This is a genomic window from Streptococcus sp. HF-1907 (assembly GCF_015594605.1).
Lineage (GTDB): Bacteria > Bacillota > Bacilli > Lactobacillales > Streptococcaceae > Streptococcus.
Map to the genome: position 1 here is coordinate 290,084 of NZ_JADNQT010000001.1, position 22,473 is coordinate 312,556.

The window sequence follows — 22,473 nt, forward strand, 5'->3', positions numbered from 1 at the left end:
TCTCCTTATAAATAACTTGGGATTCTCATGAAACCAGCTGTCTCTTCAAAGCCGAACATGAGGTTCATATTTTGCATGGCCTGACCGGCTGCGCCTTTGACCAGATTGTCAATCACAGAAACGACAGTCAGAATATTGGTGACTGAGTTATAGGCAAAGCCGATGTCGGTGAAATTTGAGCTGATGACATTGTGTAATTCAGGCAGACTTGACTGGAGGCGAACGAAGGGTTTGTCAGCGTAAGCCTTCTGATAAGCCTGCTTGATGTCGTCCTCAGTCACGCCCTCCTTCAGCTGTACATAGCAAGTCGCCATGATGCCACGATTGACCGGCAGCAATGAGGTTGAAAACTGGATATGGTCGAGCTGGCTGTCAAACTGCTTAAGGGTCTGCACAATCTCGGGAATATGCTGGTGGCGATTAACCTTGTAGGTCACGTAATTATCATGCACATTGACGAAGTGGCTGGACTCAGACAAGACCTTTCCCGCCCCTGTCAAGCCACTCTTAGCATCCACGATGATGCTTTTTAGGTCAATGGCTTGCGCCTGAATGAGGGGGATAAGTGCCATAGATGTTGCTGTAGCGTAACAGCCAGGATTAGCAATCCATTTCTTGCCCGCCACATACGTAAAGTCTGTTAAACCATAGGTGAATTGATTGAGTATCTCCTGCTCAGCAGGTTCCTTTCCGTACCACTTTTGGTAAGTCTCAGCAGGCAAACGATGGTCACCTGATAAATCAATCACTGGAAAATCAGCTTTAACAAAGTCTGCTGATAACTCCTTAGCCACACCACTCGGTGTCGCAAAGAAAACTAAATCTGACTTAGCCATAATAGCCTGACTATCAAAGACTTCAATCGGTAGGTCACAGACACCTTTTAAATATGAATAAATATTCGAAAGTTTCTGCCCGATGTCACGCGTAGCATGAACAGACACAATGGTAACATTTGGATGATTATTCAATAGTCGCACAAGTTCTAGCCCACTATAACCTGTCACACCTACAATAGAAACTTTCATATTTATTCGCTCCTTTTATAAATATGTATGTTATTTAATGCATATTTATTCTTTTGTCAAGGATAAAATAAAAAAACATCCAATATTTGAACATTTTTTGTATATTATTACATTTATTTAAAGAAATCGCGAGGTCTGTTGAAAGAATTTCCAAACACAGTTATGCTAATGCTACTGTCGATAACATTCTTATCATAAAAATAAGGAACAAGACTAAATCCTGTTCCTTAATTATTGTTATCTTACAAATTTTCAGCGACTGCTGCAAGAAGGGCATCGATAGCTGAGGCATCTGAACCACCGGCCATGGCCATGTCTGGTTTACCACCACCACGACCTGATACGATTGGTGCCAAGACCTTGATGAGGTTACCTGCATGAACGTCTTTAGACTTGCTTGCCACAAGAACATTAACCTTTTCACCGATTGCCGCTACCAAGACAAGAACGTCTGAGTAGTCTTTTTGTTTCCAGTTATCAGCGAAGGTACGAAGTGAACCCGCATCAGATACAGAAACTTGGGCTGCAATGTATGATTTGCCATTAGCTTCCTTAACTTCCTTAAAGACATTTCTAGCAACTGCTGCCGCTGCTTTTTCCACCAATTCGGCGTGTTCTTTTTGCAGGTTACGTAATTGCTCTTGAAGTGATGCCACTTTGGCAGCAACTTGTTGCAATTGCGGTGCTTTAACAGTTGTCGCAATTTCTTTGAGAGCTTCTTCTGATTCACGGTAAGCCATGTAAGCTTCGCGACTTGTCACAGCGAGGATACGACGTGTTCCTGAACCGATACCTTCTTCTTTGACAATCTTGAAGAGACCGATTTCAGAAGTATTCTTGATGTGAGTACCACCACAAAGTTCAACAGAGTAGTCACCGATTGAAACGACACGAACATGTTTTCCGTATTTTTCACCGAAGAGGGCCATTGCTCCCATACCTTTAGCGGTATCAATGTCAGTTTCGATAGTTGTTACTGGAATAGCTTCCCAGATTTTTTCATTGACTTGCGCTTCGATTTGACGCAATTCTTCTGGAGTTACTGCTTCAAAATGAGTGAAGTCAAAACGGAGGAATTCGGCTTCGTTGAGAGAACCTGCTTGAGTAGCGTGGTTTCCGATGATATTGTGAAGGGCTGCGTGAAGCAAGTGAGTTGCCGTGTGGTTTTTCATGACACGGTTACGACGGTCAGTATCGATAGCCAAGTGGTAAGTTTCACCAACAGAAAGGTTGGCGCGAACATCAACAGTGTGCAACGGTTGACCGTTTGGTGCTTTTTGAACATCTGTCACTTGCGCAACAACATCACCTTTAGCATTCAAAATGACACCGTGGTCAGCAACTTGTCCACCCATTTCAGCGTAGAATGGTGTTTGGTCAAAAACAAGAAGCGCTTGGCCTTCTGAAACTATTTCCGTACGTTCATTGTCGGCGATGATAACCGACAATTTAGCATCCAATTCTTGGTTTTCGTAGTCAAAGACTGATTTTTCAGTGATGCTTGAGAGGGTTTCGTTTTGCATCCCCATTGAACCACCTTTGACAACACTTGCACGCGCACGTTCTTGTTGTTCTTTCATAGCTGCTTCGAAGCCTTCGTGGTCAATCTTGAAGCCTTTGTCTTCAGCCAATTCTTCAGTCAATTCAACTGGGAAGCCGTAGGTATCGTAAAGTTTGAAGATATTTTTACCTTCAAGTGTATCCTTACCTTCAGCTTTCAATTCAGCCAAAAGCTCGTCAAGCATGCTTGAACCAGCATCGATAGTACGCGCGAATGTTTCTTCTTCGCGTTTAACGATTTTCTCGATAAAATCACGTTTCTCAACGACTTCTGGATAGTAAGATTCCATGATTTGTCCGACAGTTGGAACCAATTTGTAAAGGAAAGTCTCGTTGATACCGAGACGACGACCGTGCATTACAGCACGACGAAGCAAACGGCGAAGAACGTATCCGCGACCTTCGTTTCCTGGAAGGGCACCGTCACCGATGGCAAATGCTAATGAACGGATGTGGTCAGCGATAACCTTGAAGCTCATGTTATCGCCATCTGGGTCGTAAGTTTTACCAGACAATTTTTCGATTTCTCGAATGATTGGCATGAAGAGGTCAGTTTCAAAGTTTGTTTTTGCCCCTTGGATAACGGCTACAAGACGTTCAAGACCTGCGCCCGTATCAATGTTTTTGTGTGGCAATTCTTTGTACTCAGAACGTGGAACGGCTGGGTCAGCGTTGAATTGTGACAAAACGATGTTCCAGATTTCGATGTAGCGGTCGTTTTCAATATCTTCTGCCAAGAGACGGATACCGATATTTTCTGGGTCAAAGGCTTCACCACGGTCAAAGAAGATTTCTGTATCAGGGCCTGAAGGACCAGCACCGATTTCCCAGAAGTTATCTTCGATTGGAATCAAGTGACTTGGGTCAACCCCAACTTCAATCCAGCGGTTGTATGAATCTTTATCGTCTGGATAGTAAGTCATGTAGAGTTTATCTTTAGGGAAGCCAAACCATTCTGGGCTTGTCAAAAGTTCAAATCCCCACTCGATAGCTTCATCACGGAAGTAATCACCGACTGAGAAGTTACCAAGCATTTCAAACATGGTATGGTGGCGAGCTGTTTTACCAACATTTTCAATATCGTTGGTACGGATAGCTTTTTGGGCATTGGTGATACGTGGATTTTCTGGAATGACTGACCCGTCAAAGTATTTTTTAAGGGTCGCAACACCTGAGTTAATCCAAAGGAGGGTTGGGTCGTTAACAGGAACAAGGTTGGCTGATGGTTCCACAGCATGTCCTTTTGATTTCCAGAAGTCCAACCACATTTGGCGAACTTGTGCTGACGTCATTTGTTTCATTTCTATTCTCCTAACATTAAATGGTAGTTTGCTAGCTTTATTAACCAATAATAAAGACAAGTCCACCAGACGAAGGGCGAAAAACCGCGGTACCACCTTCATTCAATGAACTTGTCATTCTCGTTAATTTTCAATTATAGCCTTCGAGTAGCATACTTTTTCAGATTATCCATGGCTCACAGCGACCGCCACTTTTCTGTCTCAAATCGATGAAAAAATAATTCTCAATAGCCTTATTATACAGTCTTTTCTAGACTAGGTCAACTGCTAAAATTAGTTGCTTGAGCTTGATGAACTTGATGAGCTTGATGAACTTGAAGAACTGCTGCTTGATGTTGCATATTGAGCAAGAATATTTGCAAAGGCTTTATCCTTGATTTTCACATTTGCTTTTTCAAGCGCAGCTGCAATCACTTTGTTTTGGAAGCTAGCGTCGCTAGTCTTCTTATTCATGATAGTTTTCTTCAAACGAGCTTTATAAGATTTCCAGTCAGTTTTCTTTTCTGCCTTAGCTGTTACTTTAACGATGTAGTAGGCTGTCTTATAGGTCGATGAATCTACAACTGAGATGACATCTGAGATACCGTCTTTATCCAGTTTAAAGGCTGCAGACATAACGTCACTTGGAAGTGTTGAATCAGCTGAGTCAAAAGTGTACTCGTATTTGTTTTTTGATGTTGTTGTTTTTTCTTTGGCAATCTTAGCAAAGTCAGCTCCGTCTGCTTTTACAGACTCTAAAACTGTTTTAGCAGTGTCTTCTGAATCAAGTTTGATGACTTGAGCAGTCACTTCTGGTGTGTAGTTCTTGTAAGCTGCTTTGTAGTTGGCAGTTGTCAATTCTTTCTTAGCTGCTTGTTTAACAGCGTATTCGACCAACATGGTTGTACGAATTTGTTGTTTGTAAGACTCAGTTGTCAAGCCAGCTTTTGACAAGGCACTTGAGAATGAATCTCCGTAATTAGCAGCTGTTTTGTTGTAAGAGTTTGTAACTGCTTTTTTAGATACTTTATCGCCGTACTGTTGTTCAAAAACACGTGACAATACTAAAGTTAGCATTGATTGTTGTGCAGAGCTTGAGCTTTTCACTTGGTTATAGAAATCAGAGACAGTGATAGTATCACCTTTCATGGTAATGATGTTTGTACCTTCTGATGATTTCCCAGAACAAGCAGCCAAGGTAACAACTGAGAGCAATGTTACCACTCCTGCAGCAAATTTAGAACGTTTTTTCATTAATATAAAACTCCTTTTTTATACATTAACTTGTCTATTATACCACATTTTCTTAAAAAGGGCTTAACTTCCAAGGTCAATATGCTCCGCGTTTTTTCGAAGCATGAGCAAGCCGTCGCCAAGTGGGACTAGGGTGGCTGTCAAACCGGGATTGTCCAAGGTCGCATCAAAGAGGCGCTGCAAACCGCGGTAGATGGTACGCTGACCGCGACGGACTTCTTCAATCGGTCTAGCAATGTCACCCCCTTGGAAGATATCATCCATGACAACGACACCACCAACCTCCAATTTTTCCAGAATTTCTGGCAAAAAGACAATGTACTTGGACTTGGCCGAGTCCATAAAGACGAAATCATAAGTCTCATCCAAAGTCTGCAACATATCCACCGCATCGCCTTCTACTAAGGTGATTTGATGCCTGCTGTCGTATTTGGCAAAATTGTCCTTGGCAAAGCCAATCATTTCTTCATTTCGGTCGATGGTCGTTATCTGAGCCTGTGGCGCATTGTCTGCCATAAGCAGGGCTGAAAAGCCGATAGCTGTCCCGATTTCTAGAATTTTCTTAGGCTGTAGGGTCTGCATGAGAAAGCGGAAATAAGCAACCGTCTCACGCGGGATGACCGGGATATTTTCCTTCTTAGCGAAAGCCTCTAATTCTGCCAAAAAACCGTCATTTTGCTTCTGATGCGTGCGCATATATCGCACGACCTCTTCCTTAACCACAGGACGGCGCATGTTGTGGTTAGCATTTTTACTATAAGATTGAACCATAATGTCACTTTCTACCTCTATTCTTAACTGCCCTATTATACCAAATTTTTGGCAAGGATAATAGCCGAGCTGGGAGTTGATTTGTTTAGCTTAGCGATTAAAAGCCCAGACTGTCGATGAGGCAGCTTCCCAGAAAAAAATAAATGCTAGGCTTTCGCTGTTTACTTTCTTTTAAAATCAAGAGGTCGGCTGACCTTATCCGCAAATCGAGGAAGGTAATCGAGGGGTCGGTCGGTGTCTCCGAGAATCGAGGTATGACAACCAAGGGACGATTGACTTCTCCGAAATCCGAGGGAGACAACCGAGGCATTGGGCTCTCCGCAGTCCGAGGAAGGTAACTGAGGTATCGATTGGACTCTCCGAAATCCGAGGAGATAAATTGAGGGGTTGATTAGCTTCTCCGAAATTCGAGGGAGGCAATCGAGGGGTTGATTGCACTCTCTGATAATCTAGAAATAACAACCAAGCCATCGGTTGACCTTATACTAAAAATGAAAGACCGACCCCATCAAGGTCAGCCTTTCAGAAAAAATTCTATCTACTTACAAAGTCCCGTCTGACAGCAAATCAACCAAGTCAGACAGGTCATCAATCTTGCGGTTGATAGCTGAGTCTGGCTGATGGAGATTGAGGGACTGGATACCTGCATTTTCAGCCACTTCCACGTCCAGTCTGCGGTCCCCAATATAGTAGGTCTGCAACTTGTCCAGCCCGTACTTGGTCACCAGATAGTCCACGCCTTCAGGATGTGGTTTTCTAGCAAACCCATTAGCGCTAGTGATAACCTCGGTGAAAAAATGGTCAATCCCCAGACGCGCAAGCACCGCCCCAGTCGTCGCCCCCTTATGGGTGTAGATAAAATGTTGGACCCCCTTTTCCTTGGTCAATTGCAGAGCTTCTTTGGCATAGGGCATGAGGTTAATCATGTCGTCACGCGCTTCCTGCTCCCGATTGAAAAAGCGCAGCAATTCTTCAAAAGGCAAATCGTGCTCCGCGGCCAAACGACGAAGAAGAGACCCCACCGACTCCTTGATGATAAAGTCGAAAACAAAGTCCTCATCCAGCGGCAAATCGTAAGTCTTGTAAAGTAGAACCAACACCTGACGAATGGCCTCGTAAGACTCCACCAAGGTGCCATCAAAATCCCAGATAAATGTTGTTTGTATCATAAGCTTTCCCTACAAATGAACCCCTCTAGCAACCAAGTCTTCCAGCTCCGTCAAGCGTTCTTCAAAGACCTTGAAGGCAGCATCGAGGTAGTCGCTGCTAGTCATGTCAACCCCAGCCTTGGCGATAACATTGAGCGGATAATCAGAATTCCCCGCCTTGAGATAGTTGAGGTAAGCTTCCTTGTCTTCTGGGCTGCCGTGGACAATGCGCTCCGCTAAATAGCTGGCCGCAGCAAAGCCTGTGGCGTACTGGAAGACGTAGTAATTGTAGTAGAAATGCGGAATGCGTGCCCATTCGTATTTAATGAAATGGTTATCCTCTTTAGCAAGTCCATAGTACTTCTCATTGAGGTCTGCGTAGAGATTGTTGAGATACTCGCTGGTCAAAACGACACCGTCTTGGTCAGCCTTGTGGATAGCGTGCTCAAACTCAGCAAACTGTGTTTGACGGAAAATGGTGCCCTTGAAGCCATCCAAGTAGTGATTGAGAATAGCAAAGCGGTCCTTGTCGTCCTCAACTTCCTTCAAAAGCGTTTCGGTCAAGATATTTTCATTAGTCGTTGAGGCAATTTCCGCTAGAAAAATCGAATAATCACCATAAACATAAGGTTGATTTTCACGGGTAAAGGTTGAATGCAGGCTGTGCCCTGTTTCGTGAACCAAGGTGAAGAGATTGTCTAAGGTATCCTGCCAGTTGAGAAGCATGAAGGCGTTGGTGTCGTAAGAACCACCAGAATAAGCACCTGAACGTTTGCCCTTATTGACCTGAACATCAATCCAACGTTCGGTGAAAGCACGGTGCACGCGGTCTGAATAATCTTTCCCAAAGACAGACAAGACCTTTTCAGCTTTTTCAAGCGCTTGGTCGTAAGTGAAACTCATATCCGTCTCTGACAGAGGCGTGTAAACATCGTACATCTTCAAGTCATCAAGCCCCAGCACCTCTTGACGAAGTTTCATGTAGCGTTGTAAGAGTGGCAAATGTTTATTGACTGCATCAACCAAAGTTTCATAAACGGATTCTGGAATGAAGTTAGCAGACAAAGCTGATTCACGCGCAGAGCTAAATTTATGAACACGGGCATCGAAATTATGCCCTTTGACATTGGTTTGAAGGGTTTTAGCGTAGGTGTGTTGGTACTGCTCATAGACGCTGTACATGGCTTCGTAGGCAGATTTGCGGACGTCACGATTTTTTGATTCCATGAGTGAGATGAAGTTGCCGTGGGTCAAGACCACCTCTTCACCCACTTCGTTTTTAACCACTGGAAAGACGATGTCTGCATTATCTAAGATTTCAAAAGTCTCTGCGGCTGCGCCGAAAATTTCGCTAGCGCCAGCTAGGAGTTCTTCTTCTGCCTGCGACAGCACATACGCCTTATGAGCAAAAATCTTCTCGAAGAAATGAGCGTATTTTGAAAGTTCGGGTGCCTCTGCGACAAAAGCCTTGTAGGTGTCGTCTGAAAGAGCCATGAATTCTGGCTCGTAGAAAGAGAAAGTCTCGCTGAACTTGGCGTAAAGGGCAGTTGCCTTAGCTTGGAACTCTTGGTATTTGGCTACCGTCGTGTCTTGGTCGTTCTTCATTGACGCGTAGACATAGGTCTTCTCCAAACGGCGGGACAGCTCTAACTCTGCCTCGGTGATTTCTAAGAGCGACTGGCTTGAGTCCAAAAGGTGACCCGCAAAAGCCTTGGCTCTTTCCAATTCAGCAGACAGTTCCACCATTTCAGCCTCCCAAAGCTCATCGGTCGCAAAGACCGTTGTTAAATCCCATTGGTATTTTTCATCGATATGTGCACGATTATCTGACATTCTTAACTCCTTAAGTTTTTTCTTCTATTCTATCATAAAAGGCAGGCGGATAGAGGATTTGCCGACTTTTATCCTTTTGTTTTTGGTAGTAGGAAAAATAAGCTGCGCCAAAAGCAGATAGGTCTTGCTGAATTTGGCAAAAGCCGTCCTTGCTCGCAGGCGGTCTAACCTGCGGGTAAAAATCATCAACTGCCTGCGCCAGCAAATTGTCCCCTGACAAATAAGCCTCCTCCTGTCGCGCTAGCCAGTAAGCATTGCCATAAGCCAACTGCTTCTGAATGTAGGTCACAATCCCTTTATCGGAGGCCACTTGATAGGATTTTAAAGATTGGGCTTGATAAGGCTTGCGCAGAAAAGCATATATATCCCCATCAAACGAACAAGTCTCCTCCAAATAATGAACCTGCCCCCGCAAATCCTCATAAATCAGATATTTGATCCGCAAGAGCCCATGCTCCGCATCCAATTCCCACAAATGAAAACCCATGTTTCTGGAAAAGTAAAGAAACTGCTTGTGAAGACTGGTTAAACGCCCAGCTAACCAGAGTTTCTTCCCCAATAACCAACGCACTTGATAGCCTGCTTGGTGGTAGGTATGCGTCCGTTCTCTCAGACGCTCTTCTGACAGGCGACTGCACTGGACTTCCAAGGCTAGTTTGCTATTGACCATAAGGTCTGCAATCTGATTGAGGTCGGGTAAGACTTGTTCAACCACAACTTGCTCTGTACTAGCTAGGCTGGTAAATAGACCTGCTTTCAAATTCAAATGCTCTGCTGACTCGTTTTCATTGTAAAAATCGCAACTTTCCAAGTTAACGTGTGCAAAGTGGGGGCGCATGATTTTTCCTGCTTTTAACCTGACCGCTGTCTGACAGCCAGGGCAGAAATAAACTCCTCTGCTGGGCAATTTTTCCAAAAGATTATACAGTTTTCCATCTTGGTCTAAGGCTGATAACATAGGCTTCCTCCTACTATCATATTCGTAAAACTTAGCTTTTTTCATCCGCTTTCTGAAAAAAGGTGTATAATATAGACATAAAATGTAAGCGTTTAGAATCGAGGTAAGTCTTTTATGGCTACAAATCTACAAAAATTTGACCTCGAAACCTACGAACCCGACGACGTTTATGCTGCCGCCAATTCGCAAGTTTCTGGGTTGACCAAGGAACAAGTTAAGGAGCGCCAAAATCAATACGGCGTCAATATCCTGCGGGAAACCAAAAAAGAGCCTGTCGCTCTGGTTTTCATCCGTAATTTCACCAGCCTAATGGCGATTCTGCTCTGGGTTGGGGGGGCTGTTGCCATGCTGTCCCAGAGTTTGGCTCTGGGGATTGCCATTTGGTTCGTCAATATCGTCAATGGCGTCTTCTCCTTCATCCAAGAATATCGAGCCAGCCAAGCCACTGAAGCCTTGAAGAAGATGTTGCCTTCCTATGCCCGTGTCATTCGTGATGGTCAGGAAGAAAAAGTGCTAGCGCAGGACTTAGTACCAGGGGATGTAGTCCTCATCGAAGAAGGGGATAAGATTTCTGCTGACGGTCGCATCGTTTTTGCGACTGACTTCCAAGTCAACCAATCCGCCCTCACCGGCGAATCCAATCCCGTCTACAAAAATAATCAAGCAGACACCGACACCAATAAAACCAGCCTAGAATACGACAACATGGTCTTTGCTGGAACCAGCGTTTCCAGTGGTAGCGCTAAAATCGTTGTTTCAGCTATCGGTATGACCACCCAGTTTGGACAAATTGCTAGTTTGACACAGTCTATGGCTGATGAAAAGAGTCCTCTTCAAAAAGAACTTGACCACTTGACCAAGCAAATTTCAGCCATTGCTATCACGGTGGGGATTTTTTTCTTCCTAGCTGCGACCTTCATCGTTAAAGAATCCGTAGCGCAAGCCTTTATTTTCGCCCTCGGTATGATTGTGGCCTTCATCCCTGAAGGACTGCTTCCTACAGTTACCCTTTCTTTGGCAATGGCGGTGCAACGCATGGCAAAAGAAAATGCTCTAGTGAAAAAACTTTCATCCGTTGAAACCCTCGGTGCCACTTCTGTCATCTGCTCTGATAAAACCGGAACCCTTACTCAAAACGCTATGACCGTCAACCACCTCTGGCAAGTCTCTGACAGCTATAATGTGTCAGGGCTCGGTTACAGTAACGAAGGCGATATCCGCAAATCAGATGGCAAAAAGGTCTCCCTGGCTGACAATGAATCCCTTGAACACCTAGTCCGCTTCGCTCACCTCTGCAGCAACGCACAAGTCCTCCCACCAGATGGTGATCACCCAAATTACACCGTCCTTGGTGACCCGACCGAAGCCTGCCTCAATGTTTTGGCTGAAAAAGCTGGACTCTCTCTGGACAAGAACCATGCCTGGGCACCGCGTCTCAAGGAGTTACCATTTGACTCTGTCCGCAAACGCATGACCACTGTGCATTCATTGGAAACGCCAGTCGATAAGAGCAACTATATCTCCATCACCAAAGGCGCTCCTAAAGAAATTGCTGAGCTCTGCCGATTTTACAAAGACCAAAATGGCATCCATGGCATGAACGACCAGGTCTTCAATCAAATCTTGGCTGCCAATGACCAGTTTGCTCAAGATGGCTTGCGCGTGCTAGCTATTGCCTACCGTACTGTCCAAGAAGAATCTGACCAATGGACACAAGAAGTTCTCGAAAATCAAATGATTTTCCTTGGTCTCGTTGCCATGAGTGACCCTCCTCGTCAAGGTGTTCGCGAAGCCGTTGAAAAATGCCACCAAGCTAGCATTCGTATCATCATGGTGACTGGGGACTACGGTCTAACCGCCCTCAGCATTGCCAAGAAAATCGGTATCGTCCGTGGTGATGATGCCCGTGTTATCAGCGGTTTGGAACTCGAAAGTCTTTCAGATACTCAACTTAAAGAAGCCCTCAAAGGCGAAGTCGTCTTTGCCCGCGTGGCTCCTGAACAAAAATACCGTGTCGTGACTGCCCTCCAAGAACTTGGCGAAGTTGTTGCCGTGACTGGTGACGGGGTCAATGATGCACCTGCCCTCAAGAAAGCCGACATCGGTGTGGCAATGGGTATCACTGGTACCGATGTTGCCAAGGAATCTGCTGATATGATTTTGACAGACGATAATTTCACGTCAATCGTACATGCCATTGAAGAAGGCCGAGCTGTTTATCAAAACATCAAGAAATTCTTGACCTACATTTTTAATTCTAATACACCTGAAGCAGTGCCTTCAGCCTTCTTCCTCTTCTCTAAAGGTTGGGTGCCACTACCACTAACCGTCATGCAAATTCTTGCTGTTGATCTGGGGACTGATATGATTCCCGCCCTTGGTTTAGGGGTTGAACCACCTGCACCAGGTGTCATGAATCACCCACCACGCAAGCTCACCGACCGCCTACTAAACAAGGGATTATTGATGAAAGCCTTTCTTTGGTATGGTATCATTGAATCCATTTTGGCCATGGGTGCCTTCTTCCTCACTTACTGGATAAATCAAGGTAATCTTAGTCACCTAATTGCTAGTGGTAGCCTTTATCGCGAAGCGACCACGATGACACTAGGCGCCATCGTCTTCTGCCAAATCGGTATGGTCATGAATAGCCGTGCTGGCGACCATTCTATCCGCCAATTCAAGATTTTCGGCAACCGTCTCATCAATATCGGTCTCATCACCGAGTTGATTATCTTCTTAGCCCTCGTCTATCTCCCTATCTTCCACGGACTCTTCAATACCGCAGCCCTTGGCTTGTGGCACTGGATTTACCTCATCCTCTGTCCATTTGTCATGATTGGTTTAGATGAACTCCGGAAAAAATTGATGAAATAAAAAGAGCAGTCTGGAATCTTACTTTCCAGACTGTTTTTAATCTAAATACTGCTTCAAAATGTTTTTTTCATCTGCTGTCAGTTCTCGATAAGCGCCTATTGGTAGATTGGCGTCCAAAACAAAATCACCAAAACTTTCTCGTCTTAGATAGGTCACCTTGACGCCGTAGGCTAAAAACATTTTCTTGACCTGATGAAACTTACCTTCGCTGATGGTGATATGGGCGTAGCTCTGTGTATCACTCGATGAGATGACCTCAAGCTTAGCTGGCTTGCAGACAGTGCCATCTAAGAAAGCTATGCCATTACCAAAAAAAGCTGGCGCGTCGCTATCAAGTGCGCCATTGACCTCCACATAATAAGTCTTGTCCACATGGTGCTTGGGGTGGAGCATGCGAAATCCCAACGGTCCGTTATTAGTAATCAGCAAGAGCCCTTCCGTATCGCGGTCCAGACGACCGATAGGATAGAGTCCGTCAACACGGTCTTTTCCCCTTATCAAATCGATGACGGTCTGGTGCTGGCTATCTGAAACTGCCGACACCACACCTGCTGGCTTGTGAAGCATAAAATACACGTCGGTCGAATGAGCAAGCAGCTTCCCAGAAACTCGAATGTCTTGCAGGCTAGGGTCAACATTGAGATTGTCCCTGAGAGCTAATTCACCATCCACCCGCACCTGCTGGGAACGAATCAATTTCTTAACCTGATTGCGGGAACCAAAACCCGCTTGTCCTAATAATTTATCTAAACGCATAAGACTAGTTTAACACAAGAAATCAAAAACTTGCATTTGATTTTCAGTGCCATATAATACTAGTTAGTAACATTTAAACATCAAAAGGAGACATCATGGGACTTTTAGTAGACGGTAACTGGGTTGACCAGTGGTATGACACCAAATCAACGGGCGGCAACTTCGTTCGCACCACCGCACAATTTCGTAACTGGGTGACGGCAGATAGTTCCGCTGGTCCGACTGGAAAAGCTGGCTTCAAGGCAGAATCTGGTCGCTATCACCTCTATATTTCGCTGGCTTGTCCTTGGGCTTGTCGTACCCTCATCATGCGTAAGCTCAAAGGTCTTGAAGACCATATCTCAATTTCCATCGTCAACCCTTACATGCTCGAAAACGGATGGACATTTTAAGAGACGGACGGTGTCGTGGCTGATGACATCAATCACAGTCGCTTCCTCTACGAGGTTTACAAGGCAGCGCAAGCTGATTACACTGGTCGGGTCACCGTGCCAGTGCTCTGGGACAAGAAAACTCACACCATCGTCAACAACGAGTCGGCTGAAATCATGCGCATGCTCAACACTTCCTTCAACGACCTGACTGGCAACACCGACGACTACTATCCCTAGGAGCTTCAGGCTGAGATTGACGCTATGAACGACTTTGTCTACCCTAACATCAACAATGGTGTTTACAAGGCAGGTTTTGCTACTTCGCAAGACGTTTATGAAAAAGAGGTCAAAGCCCTCTTTGCTGCGCTGGATAAACTTGAAGCTGATTTGAATCAAGCAGATTATCTAGTTGGCAATCGTTTCACTGAAGCTGATATTCGCCTCTTCACTACACTCGTGCGCTTCGATGCCGTTTACCATGGTCATTTCAAATGCAATCTCAAACGCTTGGTCGATTATCCAAACTTCTGGAACTACACCAAACGCATCTACAATATGCCAGGAATTGCTGACACGGTGAACTTCGACCATATCAAGACCCACTACTATGGTAGCCATAAAACCATTAACCCAACGGGCGTTATTCCTTTGGGACCTGTATTGGAGTGGACTTCATTAGACTTTTTGCCCAGCCCCTTTTTGATATTTTCTTAAGGTGAAAATATTAGAGTAGAAGCTCACTTCGTTCGCTATTTCTCTGGATTGAACTCATCATGTCATTTTTGATTTCTACGGCATTTAAAAACAGGTCTGATTGCTCAAACCTGCATTCTTATGAAATGACTTACAATTTTGCAGCAGCTGCTTCATCAACAATGACCACGACATCATCGTGGGTTTGGAGAATGGAGGCTGGCATGTTTTCGGTTACTGGTCCTTTGACCATGCCGTAGATGGCATCTGCTTTTTCTGCGCCGTATGCCATGAGGACGATGGTCTTGGCTGACATAATAGAAGCAATTCCCATGGAAATAGCTTGTTTAGGAACATCGTCGATGGTATCAAAAAAGCGACTATTGGCTTCAATGGTGCTTGGAGTTAAATCTACCAAATGAGTTTTTTGGGTGAAAGGCGTTCCTGGTTCGTTGAAACCGATATGACCGTTGCGACCAATTCCTAGAACCTGAAAATCAATGGGATGTTCAGCAATCAAGGCATCATAACGAGCCACTTCGGCATCCAAATCACTTGCCAAACCATTTGGGAGATAATTGGCTTTGAAGGCTTTCGACTTAAACAAATGCTCATTCATAAAATAAGCGTAGCTTTGGTCATTCTCAGCTGGCAAACCGACATACTCATCAAGATTGATGGTGGTCACTTGTGAAAAATCGAGGTCACTTGCGATTATATCATTGTAAAAAGTGATGGGGCTGCTGCCCGTTGCCAAACCTAGCGTCTTAGCACCAGCTGTTAATTTGTCTTTGAGCAAATCGAAGGCAATTTTGCCGCCTTCTTCTTGATTTTTAACGGTGATAATGTTCATGAGGAGCTCCTTTCGGTCTATTTTTTTCTTAATTTTATTATATGGTATATACCAATTCCTGTCAAGAGATTTCTGAAAAGGATTCCAAGTGGGAGATTCCGAAGATTATCTAGGGTATTTCCTTGCTATCGTGTTATAATAGATAGGCTAAAGTTTTTGAATAAGGAGAAGATATGAATACTAACGATTTTGATTTTGATTTGCCTGAGGAGCTGATTGCTCAGACACCGCTTGAGAAGCGCGACAGCTCAAAACTTTTGGTCATTGACCGCGCTAGCCATTCTATGGTAGATACGCACTTCGACCACATCTTGGACGAGCTCAATCCTGGCGACGCTCTGGTCATGAATAACACGCGCGTGCTGCCTGCCCGTCTTTACGGTGAAAAACCTGAGACGCACGGTCATGTGGAGCTACTTCTGCTCAAAAATACGGAGGGCGACCAATGGGAAGTTTTGGCTAAGCCTGCTAAACGCCTCCGTGTCGGTGCCAAAGTTTCCTTTGGGGACGGTCGCCTGGTCGCAACTGTCATCAAAGAGCTTGACCACGGCGGTCGTATCGTCGAGTTTAGCTACGACGGCATCTTCCTTGAGGTCCTCGAAAGCCTTGGCGAAATGCCCCTCCCACCTTACATACACGAAAAATTGGAAGACCGTGACCGTTATCAGACTGTTTATGCTAAGGAAAATGGCTCCGCCGCTGCTCCGACTGCAGGGCTCCACTTTACAAATGAGCTTCTTGCGAAAATCGAAGCAAAGGGTGTTAAATTAGTTTACCTCACCCTCCACGTTGGACTTGGAACTTTCCGTCCTGTCTCAGTTGATAACGTTGACGAACATGAAATGCACTCTGAATTTTACAGTTTGTCTGAAGAGGCTGCTAAAACTCTAAATGAAGTCAAAGCTGCTGGGGGGCGCGTTGTCGCTGTCGGAACTACTTCTATCCGTACCCTTGAAACTATCGGCTCAAAATTTGACGGCAAGATTCAAGCTGACTCAGGTTGGACAAATATTTTCATCAAACCAGGCTATGAGTTCAAGGTTGTCGACGCCTTTTCAACCAATTTCCACTTGCCAAAATCAACCTTAGTTATGTTGGTTTCAGCCTTTGCAGGACGCGAGTTTGTTCTCGACGCCTACAAACACGCTGTTGATGAAAAATACCGCTTCTTTAGCTTTGGCGATGCCATGTTTGTTAAATAAAATCGTTAAAAGCAGGTTCACAGATTGTTGATGAGCTTGTTTTTTTCATTATCAGTTTTTAATCAGGAAACATTGCTAAACTTTTCGATACTTACAAAATGACGCAACCAGTCACTGCCTTTGCCCGACAGAAATGGTTGCGTCTTTTAGAAATCTTTTGTTAAATCAATCAATGAGCAAGGTATCTAAGAATCTCTTGGCTTCATTTAATACAGGTAATTCTCGGTTGGCAATTAGCTTGCCGAGTTTCGTCTGCGAAGAGTTTCCATATTCCGCCACTGCCTCTTCATAACTTAGTTTCAAGGTGGATAAGTGAAAGTCCTCTTCTTCCACCTGCGTCAGCGATTTATCTCCCTGCCCCACAATCCGACAGAGAAAATAGTGGTTGAGATTGTGCCTGTGAACCAAATTGTAATAATCACTAACCAGCCCAAGCTTCTTGATAATCGCAACTTGAACACCCAACTCCTCTTTCAACTCACGATGGACAGCAGCTTCCAAATCCTCACCACTCTCCACGCCACCACCTGCCGTTTCAATCAAAGTAGCCCTGCCAAAATCATCGTCCCGCTCCACCCGAACAAAATAGAAATGCCCCTCATCATCAAAAACAATCGCTCTAGCAATCAAACGGTCATGAGTGATGCCCTTATTAGGTCACTCGGTATCTTGGAAAGATAAAGATAATTCATTCATTGTGTTTTCTCCTTTTTATTTAGACAGATAAGCTATTCAAAATTCATATCTGTAGTAAAAGCGTCTTTGTTTTGTCGCTCTCTACTATGTCATAGATTTACTCGCGATAACATGGTATTTTTCTATATACAGTCAGATTCACTCCTGAAACTACAGTATTTTTCTGAATCCAATCAGATTCACTCCTAAGACTACAGTATTTTTCTAAATTCAGTCAGATTCGTTCTTGTGACTACAGTATTTTTCTAAATTCAGTCAGATTCATTCCTGTGACTACAGTATTTTCTTAAATTCTGTCGGATTCACTCCTAAGACTACAGTATTTTCTTAAATCCTATCGGGTTCACTCCTAAGACTACAGTATTTTCTTAAATTCTGTCGGATTCACTCCTAAGACTACAGTATTCTTCTAAATCTAGTCAGATTCACTCCTGTGACTACGGTATTTTTCTAAATCCAATCAGATTCACTTTGAATGACATGGTGTGGTTTCAATTTCAGATGGATTTACTCTATTGCTTATGAATTTTTTGTCATGCTAACTTGCTTCAGCTCGGAATTCGTATCATTTTCGTCATGTTAAATGTTTTGCACCGGCGTTCGTAAAATTTTTATCATGTTGGTTTGCATCACTCTGGTGTTCATGAATTTTTGATGATGTTGACTGACTTCACTACGATACGCATAGTTTTTTAGTAATGTTGGCTAAAATCACTCCGATACCCCTGTATTTTTAATGATGTTAGCTAACTTCACTATAGACTTTTATCACTATCAATCCAACACAGAAAAAATCAATCAAAGTAGTTAGTCACTTTTACGTTACTACTTTGATTGATTTTGGTTATTGGTCAGGTTTTATCGGTTTTCCTTAACTTGGTTGATGTAATCATTTAACTCCAAGATGAGGTCATATCTTGTAAATGGTGTGATGAGGTATATGCCATTGAAATACTTGAGAGCACGGTCAATCAGGCGCTTGCTTTCTGCTAGAGCGAGTTGCTGACAGGCTTCCTTGTCATCCTTGACAGCTTCTAGAGATTTCAAGAAACCAGTTGATAAATCAATTCCTCTCACTTCATTATGTAAAAAGACCGCATTATTATAACTTGTGATAGGCATAATGCCAATGAAAAATGGCTGGTCGTAATTAGCAGTTACTGCGGCTAACTCTTCAATAACTTCTTCCTTGAAAATCGGTTGCGTTATAAAGCAATCTGTCCCTGAAGCGATTTTCTTATCAATCAAGCGACTAGAGCGGTCCAAGTTTTTGATATTAGGGTTAAAGGCTGCCGCAACGGTGAAATTGGTCGCCTTCTTTAAGCTCGCTCCGCTGTAACTTTGTCCCTTATTGAGCCCTTTTATAAGCTCAATCAGTTTAAAACTGGTCACGTCATAAACACTTGTCGCACCTGGAAAATCCCCCAATTTTGATGGATCACCTGTCACAGCTAAGACATGATCAATCCCCAATAAATCCATTCCTAAAAGACGCGATTGTAGACCAATCATATTATGATCACGACAAGTCATATGTAATAAAAACGGAGTCTGACATTCTTCTTTCATCAAAGCTGCCATGCTTAGATTACAAATCCTAGTTCTTGCTAGAGAATTATCGGCTAGCGTAATAGCTGAGATAGTGCTAGCATCTAGTGCTCTTATCCCCTCTTTGAACTTGGTAATGTCCAAGGTCTTAGGAGGGTCTAACTCAGCAATAACGGTTATCTCTCGCTTTACTTTATCAACTAAATTTTCATTACCGATTGGTTGGGGAAATAGCTCCGCTTCTGCCACAAGTGGAGTGACATGTTTTTTACTGATAGGTTTCATGCCATTCAGGGCACGTCTTGCTGCTCTGATATGAGCTGGGGTCGTCCCACAACAACCACCAATCAGACGCACCCCTTCTTTGGCTAAAAGCACCGCCGATTTTCCAAAATACTCCGCATTGGAAGAAAATTGGTAGGCGCTGTTTCCTCCTGTATCTAATGATAAAAGACTGGCATTAGGATAAACCGCTAGGTAGGCCTGAGCAAAGAGCGGTACTTGCTTGAAGGATTGAATCATATGGTAAGGGCCAAGATGACAATTGAGACCAACCAAATCAGCACCTAACATGACTAAGTGGCTAAAGACTTCTACGACTGATTGTCCAGACGCTGTAACGCCTACTTCTTGGAGAGAAACATTGGCGATGATTGGAAGCTCTGTCAGAGGACGCAAGGCAGTTAAGACCGCTTCCAACTCCTCAACATCATAATAAGTCTCTAAAAGAATACCATCAATCAGTCCTGTGTCTAAGAGATAAGTCGCTTGTTCTAGTGTTTCTTCAACGATTTCTTCTAAGGAAAGGTCACATTGACGAACGCCACGGGAAGCACCAATGGTACCCAGTACAAAAGTCTCCTCGCCTGCCACCTCTCTTGCTAAGCGAGCGCCAGCCACATTGATTTCCTTGACCTGGCTGTCATAGCCATAGCCTTTCAACTTATGACGCTTGGCACCATAGGTGTTGGTTTGAATAATATCAGACCCTGCATCAATGTAAGCCTTGTGAATGGCTTTAATATCTTGCGGATTTGTTAAATTATAGGCTTCATAACAATTGTCTAAGCCATTACTATAGAGAAGGGTTCCCATAGCACCATCTGCTAGGAGAATATCAGTTTTTAAACGTTCTAATAGTTGGGCCATAGTTCTTCCTTTCTAGCTTAGTTATTAAATTTTTGACGGACTTGCTTGGTGGCTGCGACCAAGACTTTTAAAGCAGCGATTGTTTCAGGCTCACGTCTTGTTTTAAGGCCACAATCTGGATTGACCCAAAATTGTTGCACTGATAATTGCTGTAATGGGCGTTCAATATTTGCCACAACTTCCTCCAAAGTCGGAACACGTGGTGAGTGGATATCATAAACTCCAAGACCAATTCCTAGCGGATAAGTTGCAGTTTCAAAGGCTTCAATGATATCACCATGACTACGACTAGTTTCAATAGAGATAACATCAGCATCCAAGTCACGAATGGAATCAATGATTTCAGCGAAATTAGAATAGCACATATGCGTATGAATTTGAGTGCTATCCTTAACAGATGAAGTTGCTAATCGGAATGCTGCAACCGAGTCATCCAAGTAAGCTTTTTGTTTCGTTTTACGAAGGGGCAAGCCTTCACGAAGCGCTGCTTCATCCACCTGAATAATCGGAATACCTGCATCTTCCAAGAGTTTGATTTCATCCTTAATGGCAAGTGCAATCTGATTAAAAAGCTCCTGACGTGAAATATCTGTCCGTTCAAATGACCAATTGGTAATGGTAATTGGTCCAGTCAACATCCCTTTGACAGGTCGCTTAGTCAAACTTTGTGCATAAACAGTTTCTTTAACCGTCAAGGGCTGAATATGTTGCACATCCCCATAGATAATCGGAGGTTTAACAGCACGAGAGCCATAAGATTGCACCCAACCACCTGCTGTTGTTGCAAAACCAGCTAATTTTTGACCGAAGAATTCTACCATGTCCACGCGCTCAAATTCTCCGTGTACCAAAACATCAATGTCCAAGTCTTCCTGAATCTTAATCCAACGCGCAATTTCTGATTTGATAAAGTCTTCATAATCTTGGTCAGAAATTTGCTGACGCTTCCAAGCCAGACGCGTCCTTCTCACCTCAGCAGATTGAGGGAAGGAACCAATGGTTGTCGTTGGCAAGATCGGTAAGTTGAGCTTTTCTTGTTGAAGGGCATAACGTTCTTTAAATGGAAGCTGGCGCTCCTTAGCAACAGTTTCCAAATCTTCTAAAGCCACATGACGGAAATCAGCTGCCTGCAAGGCTTCATAGGCTAGAAGCTTCTGAGCAAATGCTGGGCTATGCTCTGCCTGTCCCACTTGGTCAGCTAAAAGACGTAACTCCTGCAATTTTTCATCGGCAAAGGCTAAGCCATCTTTCAAAACTGGGTCTAAGCCAGTTTCATTTTTGGTAGTTACTGGCACATGCAAAAGTGAGCATGATGGCTGGATAATGACTTCTTTGACTTGATCTTGAATTTTGCCAAGTAAGGTTTGTGCTTGGGCTAAATCAGTTCCCCAGACGTTTCGACCATTGATAAGACCTGCAAAAATGACCTTGTCCTTGAAATAGCCAGCTTCTAGCGCAGCCACATTTTCCTCTAAACCATGGACAAAATCAAGACCAAAAGCCGCAACTGGTAAGCTTGACAAAGTCTCAGCATCCACTAATGCTTCAAAGTAAGTCTGGAAAATCAACTTGGCTTCAGGAACCTCCTTAGCAAAATAAGCATAGACATTCTTAGCGGCATTTAGAAAATTGTGCCCTTCATCGGTTACAAAAATCGGTTCATCAACCTGAATATAGGTCGCACCCGCAGCAACAAGCTCTTGAAAAATCTGTTTGTAGAGAGGAAGGAGACTCAAAATGGCTGCCGTGTAGTCCTCTACGCCCGAAGACAAAGCAACATAGGTAATGGGACCTGTGATGACAGGTTTCGCTTTATCACCGACTAAGTCTCGCGCCTCTAGGTAAAGCTCTAAAAGACGATTGTTTGTTAAAGTCGGTTTTTGCTCAGACCATTCTGGCAAAAGGTAATGGTAGTTGGTATTGAACCATTTTTTCATAGCTGACGCTACATTGTCTTTATTGCCACGCGCAAGAGCAAAGTAGAGGTCCAAATCAAAATTTTCTTTGGCGAAACGCTCAGGAATAATATTGAATTGGAAAGACAAGTCCAAGATATGATCATACAGCGAAAAATCGCCTACCGGAATCAAGTCCACACCAAGTTCAGCTTGCTTGGTTAAGAAAGCTACTCGTAAAGCTTTGATTTGGACTAATAAATCATCTTGATTGATGTCGCCATTCCAATAAGACTCAATCAATTTCTTCCATTCACGATTCTCACCAAGTCTCGGATAACCCAAATTTGACACTTTTACCATAATTACCTCCAAGCTAGTTATATTTAATAACTATAACCTATATTTTTGAAACTAATTTTACAATACCTGTATACCATATTGCAATAGGTTTTAGTATATTATTTGATTATCTCTTGATATAGTTTTAAACTATATCTGTGTTGGAATATGATGTTGAAAGTTTTTTTTACTCTATTGTTCATGTATTTTTGGGTGATGGTAGTTTCTTTCGCTTTGCTACTTATAAAATCGTTGC

The 22,473-nt window shown here is 43.6% G+C and carries 14 protein-coding genes and 2 pseudogenes; 3 read left to right on the plus strand and 13 right to left on the minus strand.

Annotated features, from left to right (window positions below):
• Positions 1 to 5: 5 nt before the first annotated feature.
• The 8 genes and pseudogenes from argC to IYQ92_RS01385 all read right to left on the minus strand — a co-directional run bounded on the left by argC (position 6) and on the right by IYQ92_RS01385 (position 9,832).
• A complete protein-coding gene (gene argC, locus IYQ92_RS01355) occupies positions 6 to 1,028 on the minus strand; it encodes an N-acetyl-gamma-glutamyl-phosphate reductase (protein WP_195674967.1) in 1,023 nt (340 codons plus the stop codon).
• Between the two features lie 242 nt (positions 1,029 to 1,270).
• The gene (gene alaS / locus IYQ92_RS01360) at positions 1,271 to 3,889 is read right to left on the minus strand and encodes an alanine--tRNA ligase (RefSeq protein WP_195674968.1); all 2,619 of its coding nucleotides are present in this window, start codon (positions 3,887 to 3,889) and stop codon (positions 1,271 to 1,273) included.
• Between the two features lie 46 nt (positions 3,890 to 3,935).
• Positions 3,936 to 4,007 (minus strand): annotated as a pseudogene (locus IYQ92_RS10150) (UDP-N-acetylenolpyruvoylglucosamine reductase); the annotation flags it as partial.
• 155 nt (positions 4,008 to 4,162) lie between these two features.
• Positions 4,163 to 5,122, minus strand: a complete 960-nt coding sequence (gene prsA / locus IYQ92_RS01365) for a peptidylprolyl isomerase PrsA (protein WP_195674969.1) — start codon at positions 5,120 to 5,122, stop codon at positions 4,163 to 4,165.
• 63 nt (positions 5,123 to 5,185) lie between these two features.
• Positions 5,186 to 5,893 (minus strand): O-methyltransferase, encoded by a 708-nt coding sequence (locus IYQ92_RS01370; protein WP_195674970.1) that lies wholly within the window; start codon positions 5,891 to 5,893, stop codon positions 5,186 to 5,188.
• A 542-nt stretch (positions 5,894 to 6,435) separates the two neighbouring features.
• Positions 6,436 to 7,062, minus strand: coding sequence for an HAD-IA family hydrolase (locus IYQ92_RS01375; protein WP_195674971.1), 627 nt, complete (start codon positions 7,060 to 7,062; stop codon positions 6,436 to 6,438).
• A gap of 9 nt (positions 7,063 to 7,071) precedes the next feature.
• Positions 7,072 to 8,874: an oligoendopeptidase F gene (gene pepF / locus IYQ92_RS01380; protein WP_195674972.1), complete on the minus strand. Its 1,803-nt coding sequence runs from the start codon at positions 8,872 to 8,874 to the stop codon at positions 7,072 to 7,074.
• A gap of 10 nt (positions 8,875 to 8,884) precedes the next feature.
• A complete protein-coding gene (locus tag IYQ92_RS01385; RefSeq protein ID WP_195674973.1) occupies positions 8,885 to 9,832 on the minus strand; it encodes a competence protein CoiA in 948 nt (315 codons plus the stop codon).
• 114 nt (positions 9,833 to 9,946) lie between these two features.
• On the opposite strand from IYQ92_RS01385, the gene IYQ92_RS01390 reads away from it, so the two are divergent.
• Complete coding sequence (locus IYQ92_RS01390; protein WP_195674974.1) at positions 9,947 to 12,709, plus strand: cation-translocating P-type ATPase; 2,763 nt, start codon at positions 9,947 to 9,949, stop codon at positions 12,707 to 12,709.
• A gap of 36 nt (positions 12,710 to 12,745) precedes the next feature.
• Here IYQ92_RS01390 and IYQ92_RS01395 read toward each other — a convergent pair whose 3' ends face one another.
• Entirely contained in the window at positions 12,746 to 13,465 is a 720-nt protein-coding gene (locus IYQ92_RS01395) for a pseudouridine synthase (protein ID WP_195674975.1), read from the minus strand.
• 95 nt (positions 13,466 to 13,560) lie between these two features.
• On the opposite strand from IYQ92_RS01395, the pseudogene IYQ92_RS01400 reads away from it, so the two are divergent.
• A pseudogene (locus IYQ92_RS01400) lies at positions 13,561 to 14,553 on the plus strand (glutathione S-transferase family protein).
• Positions 14,554 to 14,683: 130 nt separating this feature from the next.
• Here the strand turns inward: IYQ92_RS01400 and nagB are convergent.
• On the minus strand, positions 14,684 to 15,385 hold the full coding sequence (gene nagB / locus IYQ92_RS01405; RefSeq protein ID WP_195674976.1) for a glucosamine-6-phosphate deaminase: 702 nt from the start codon (positions 15,383 to 15,385) through the stop codon (positions 14,684 to 14,686).
• Positions 15,386 to 15,558: 173 nt separating this feature from the next.
• Here nagB and queA point away from each other — a divergent pair, with 173 nt between their 5' ends.
• Positions 15,559 to 16,587: a tRNA preQ1(34) S-adenosylmethionine ribosyltransferase-isomerase QueA gene (gene queA / locus IYQ92_RS01410; RefSeq protein WP_195674977.1), complete on the plus strand. Its 1,029-nt coding sequence runs from the start codon at positions 15,559 to 15,561 to the stop codon at positions 16,585 to 16,587.
• A 165-nt stretch (positions 16,588 to 16,752) separates the two neighbouring features.
• Here queA and IYQ92_RS01415 read toward each other — a convergent pair whose 3' ends face one another.
• The 3 genes from IYQ92_RS01415 to metE all read right to left on the minus strand — a co-directional run bounded on the left by IYQ92_RS01415 (position 16,753) and on the right by metE (position 22,238).
• Positions 16,753 to 17,232 (minus strand): NUDIX domain-containing protein, encoded by a 480-nt coding sequence (locus IYQ92_RS01415; RefSeq protein WP_195675063.1) that lies wholly within the window; start codon positions 17,230 to 17,232, stop codon positions 16,753 to 16,755.
• 909 nt (positions 17,233 to 18,141) lie between these two features.
• Positions 18,142 to 19,980, minus strand: a complete 1,839-nt coding sequence (locus IYQ92_RS01420; RefSeq protein ID WP_195674978.1) for a bifunctional homocysteine S-methyltransferase/methylenetetrahydrofolate reductase — start codon at positions 19,978 to 19,980, stop codon at positions 18,142 to 18,144.
• A gap of 17 nt (positions 19,981 to 19,997) precedes the next feature.
• Positions 19,998 to 22,238 (minus strand): 5-methyltetrahydropteroyltriglutamate--homocysteine S-methyltransferase, encoded by a 2,241-nt coding sequence (gene metE, locus IYQ92_RS01425; protein ID WP_195674979.1) that lies wholly within the window; start codon positions 22,236 to 22,238, stop codon positions 19,998 to 20,000.
• Positions 22,239 to 22,473: the final 235 nt, after the last annotated feature.

What these genes read in the sequence shown, in the direction of transcription:
- argC (WP_195674967.1), bottom strand. Translation starts at nt 1,028, where the DNA reads ATGAAAGTTTCTATTGTAGGTGTGACAGGTTATAGTGGGCTAGAACTT.
- alaS (WP_195674968.1), bottom strand. Translation starts at nt 3,889, where the DNA reads ATGAAACAAATGACGTCAGCACAAGTTCGCCAAATGTGGTTGGACTTC.
- prsA (WP_195674969.1), bottom strand. Translation starts at nt 5,122, where the DNA reads ATGAAAAAACGTTCTAAATTTGCTGCAGGAGTGGTAACATTGCTCTCA.
- IYQ92_RS01370 (WP_195674970.1), bottom strand. Translation starts at nt 5,893, where the DNA reads ATGGTTCAATCTTATAGTAAAAATGCTAACCACAACATGCGCCGTCCT.
- IYQ92_RS01375 (WP_195674971.1), bottom strand. Translation starts at nt 7,062, where the DNA reads ATGATACAAACAACATTTATCTGGGATTTTGATGGCACCTTGGTGGAG.
- pepF (WP_195674972.1), bottom strand. Translation starts at nt 8,874, where the DNA reads ATGTCAGATAATCGTGCACATATCGATGAAAAATACCAATGGGATTTA.
- IYQ92_RS01385 (WP_195674973.1), bottom strand. Translation starts at nt 9,832, where the DNA reads ATGTTATCAGCCTTAGACCAAGATGGAAAACTGTATAATCTTTTGGAA.
- IYQ92_RS01390 (WP_195674974.1), top strand. Translation starts at nt 9,947, where the DNA reads ATGGCTACAAATCTACAAAAATTTGACCTCGAAACCTACGAACCCGAC.
- IYQ92_RS01395 (WP_195674975.1), bottom strand. Translation starts at nt 13,465, where the DNA reads ATGCGTTTAGATAAATTATTAGGACAAGCGGGTTTTGGTTCCCGCAAT.
- nagB (WP_195674976.1), bottom strand. Translation starts at nt 15,385, where the DNA reads ATGAACATTATCACCGTTAAAAATCAAGAAGAAGGCGGCAAAATTGCC.
- queA (WP_195674977.1), top strand. Translation starts at nt 15,559, where the DNA reads ATGAATACTAACGATTTTGATTTTGATTTGCCTGAGGAGCTGATTGCT.
- IYQ92_RS01420 (WP_195674978.1), bottom strand. Translation starts at nt 19,980, where the DNA reads ATGGCCCAACTATTAGAACGTTTAAAAACTGATATTCTCCTAGCAGAT.
- metE (WP_195674979.1), bottom strand. Translation starts at nt 22,238, where the DNA reads ATGGTAAAAGTGTCAAATTTGGGTTATCCGAGACTTGGTGAGAATCGT.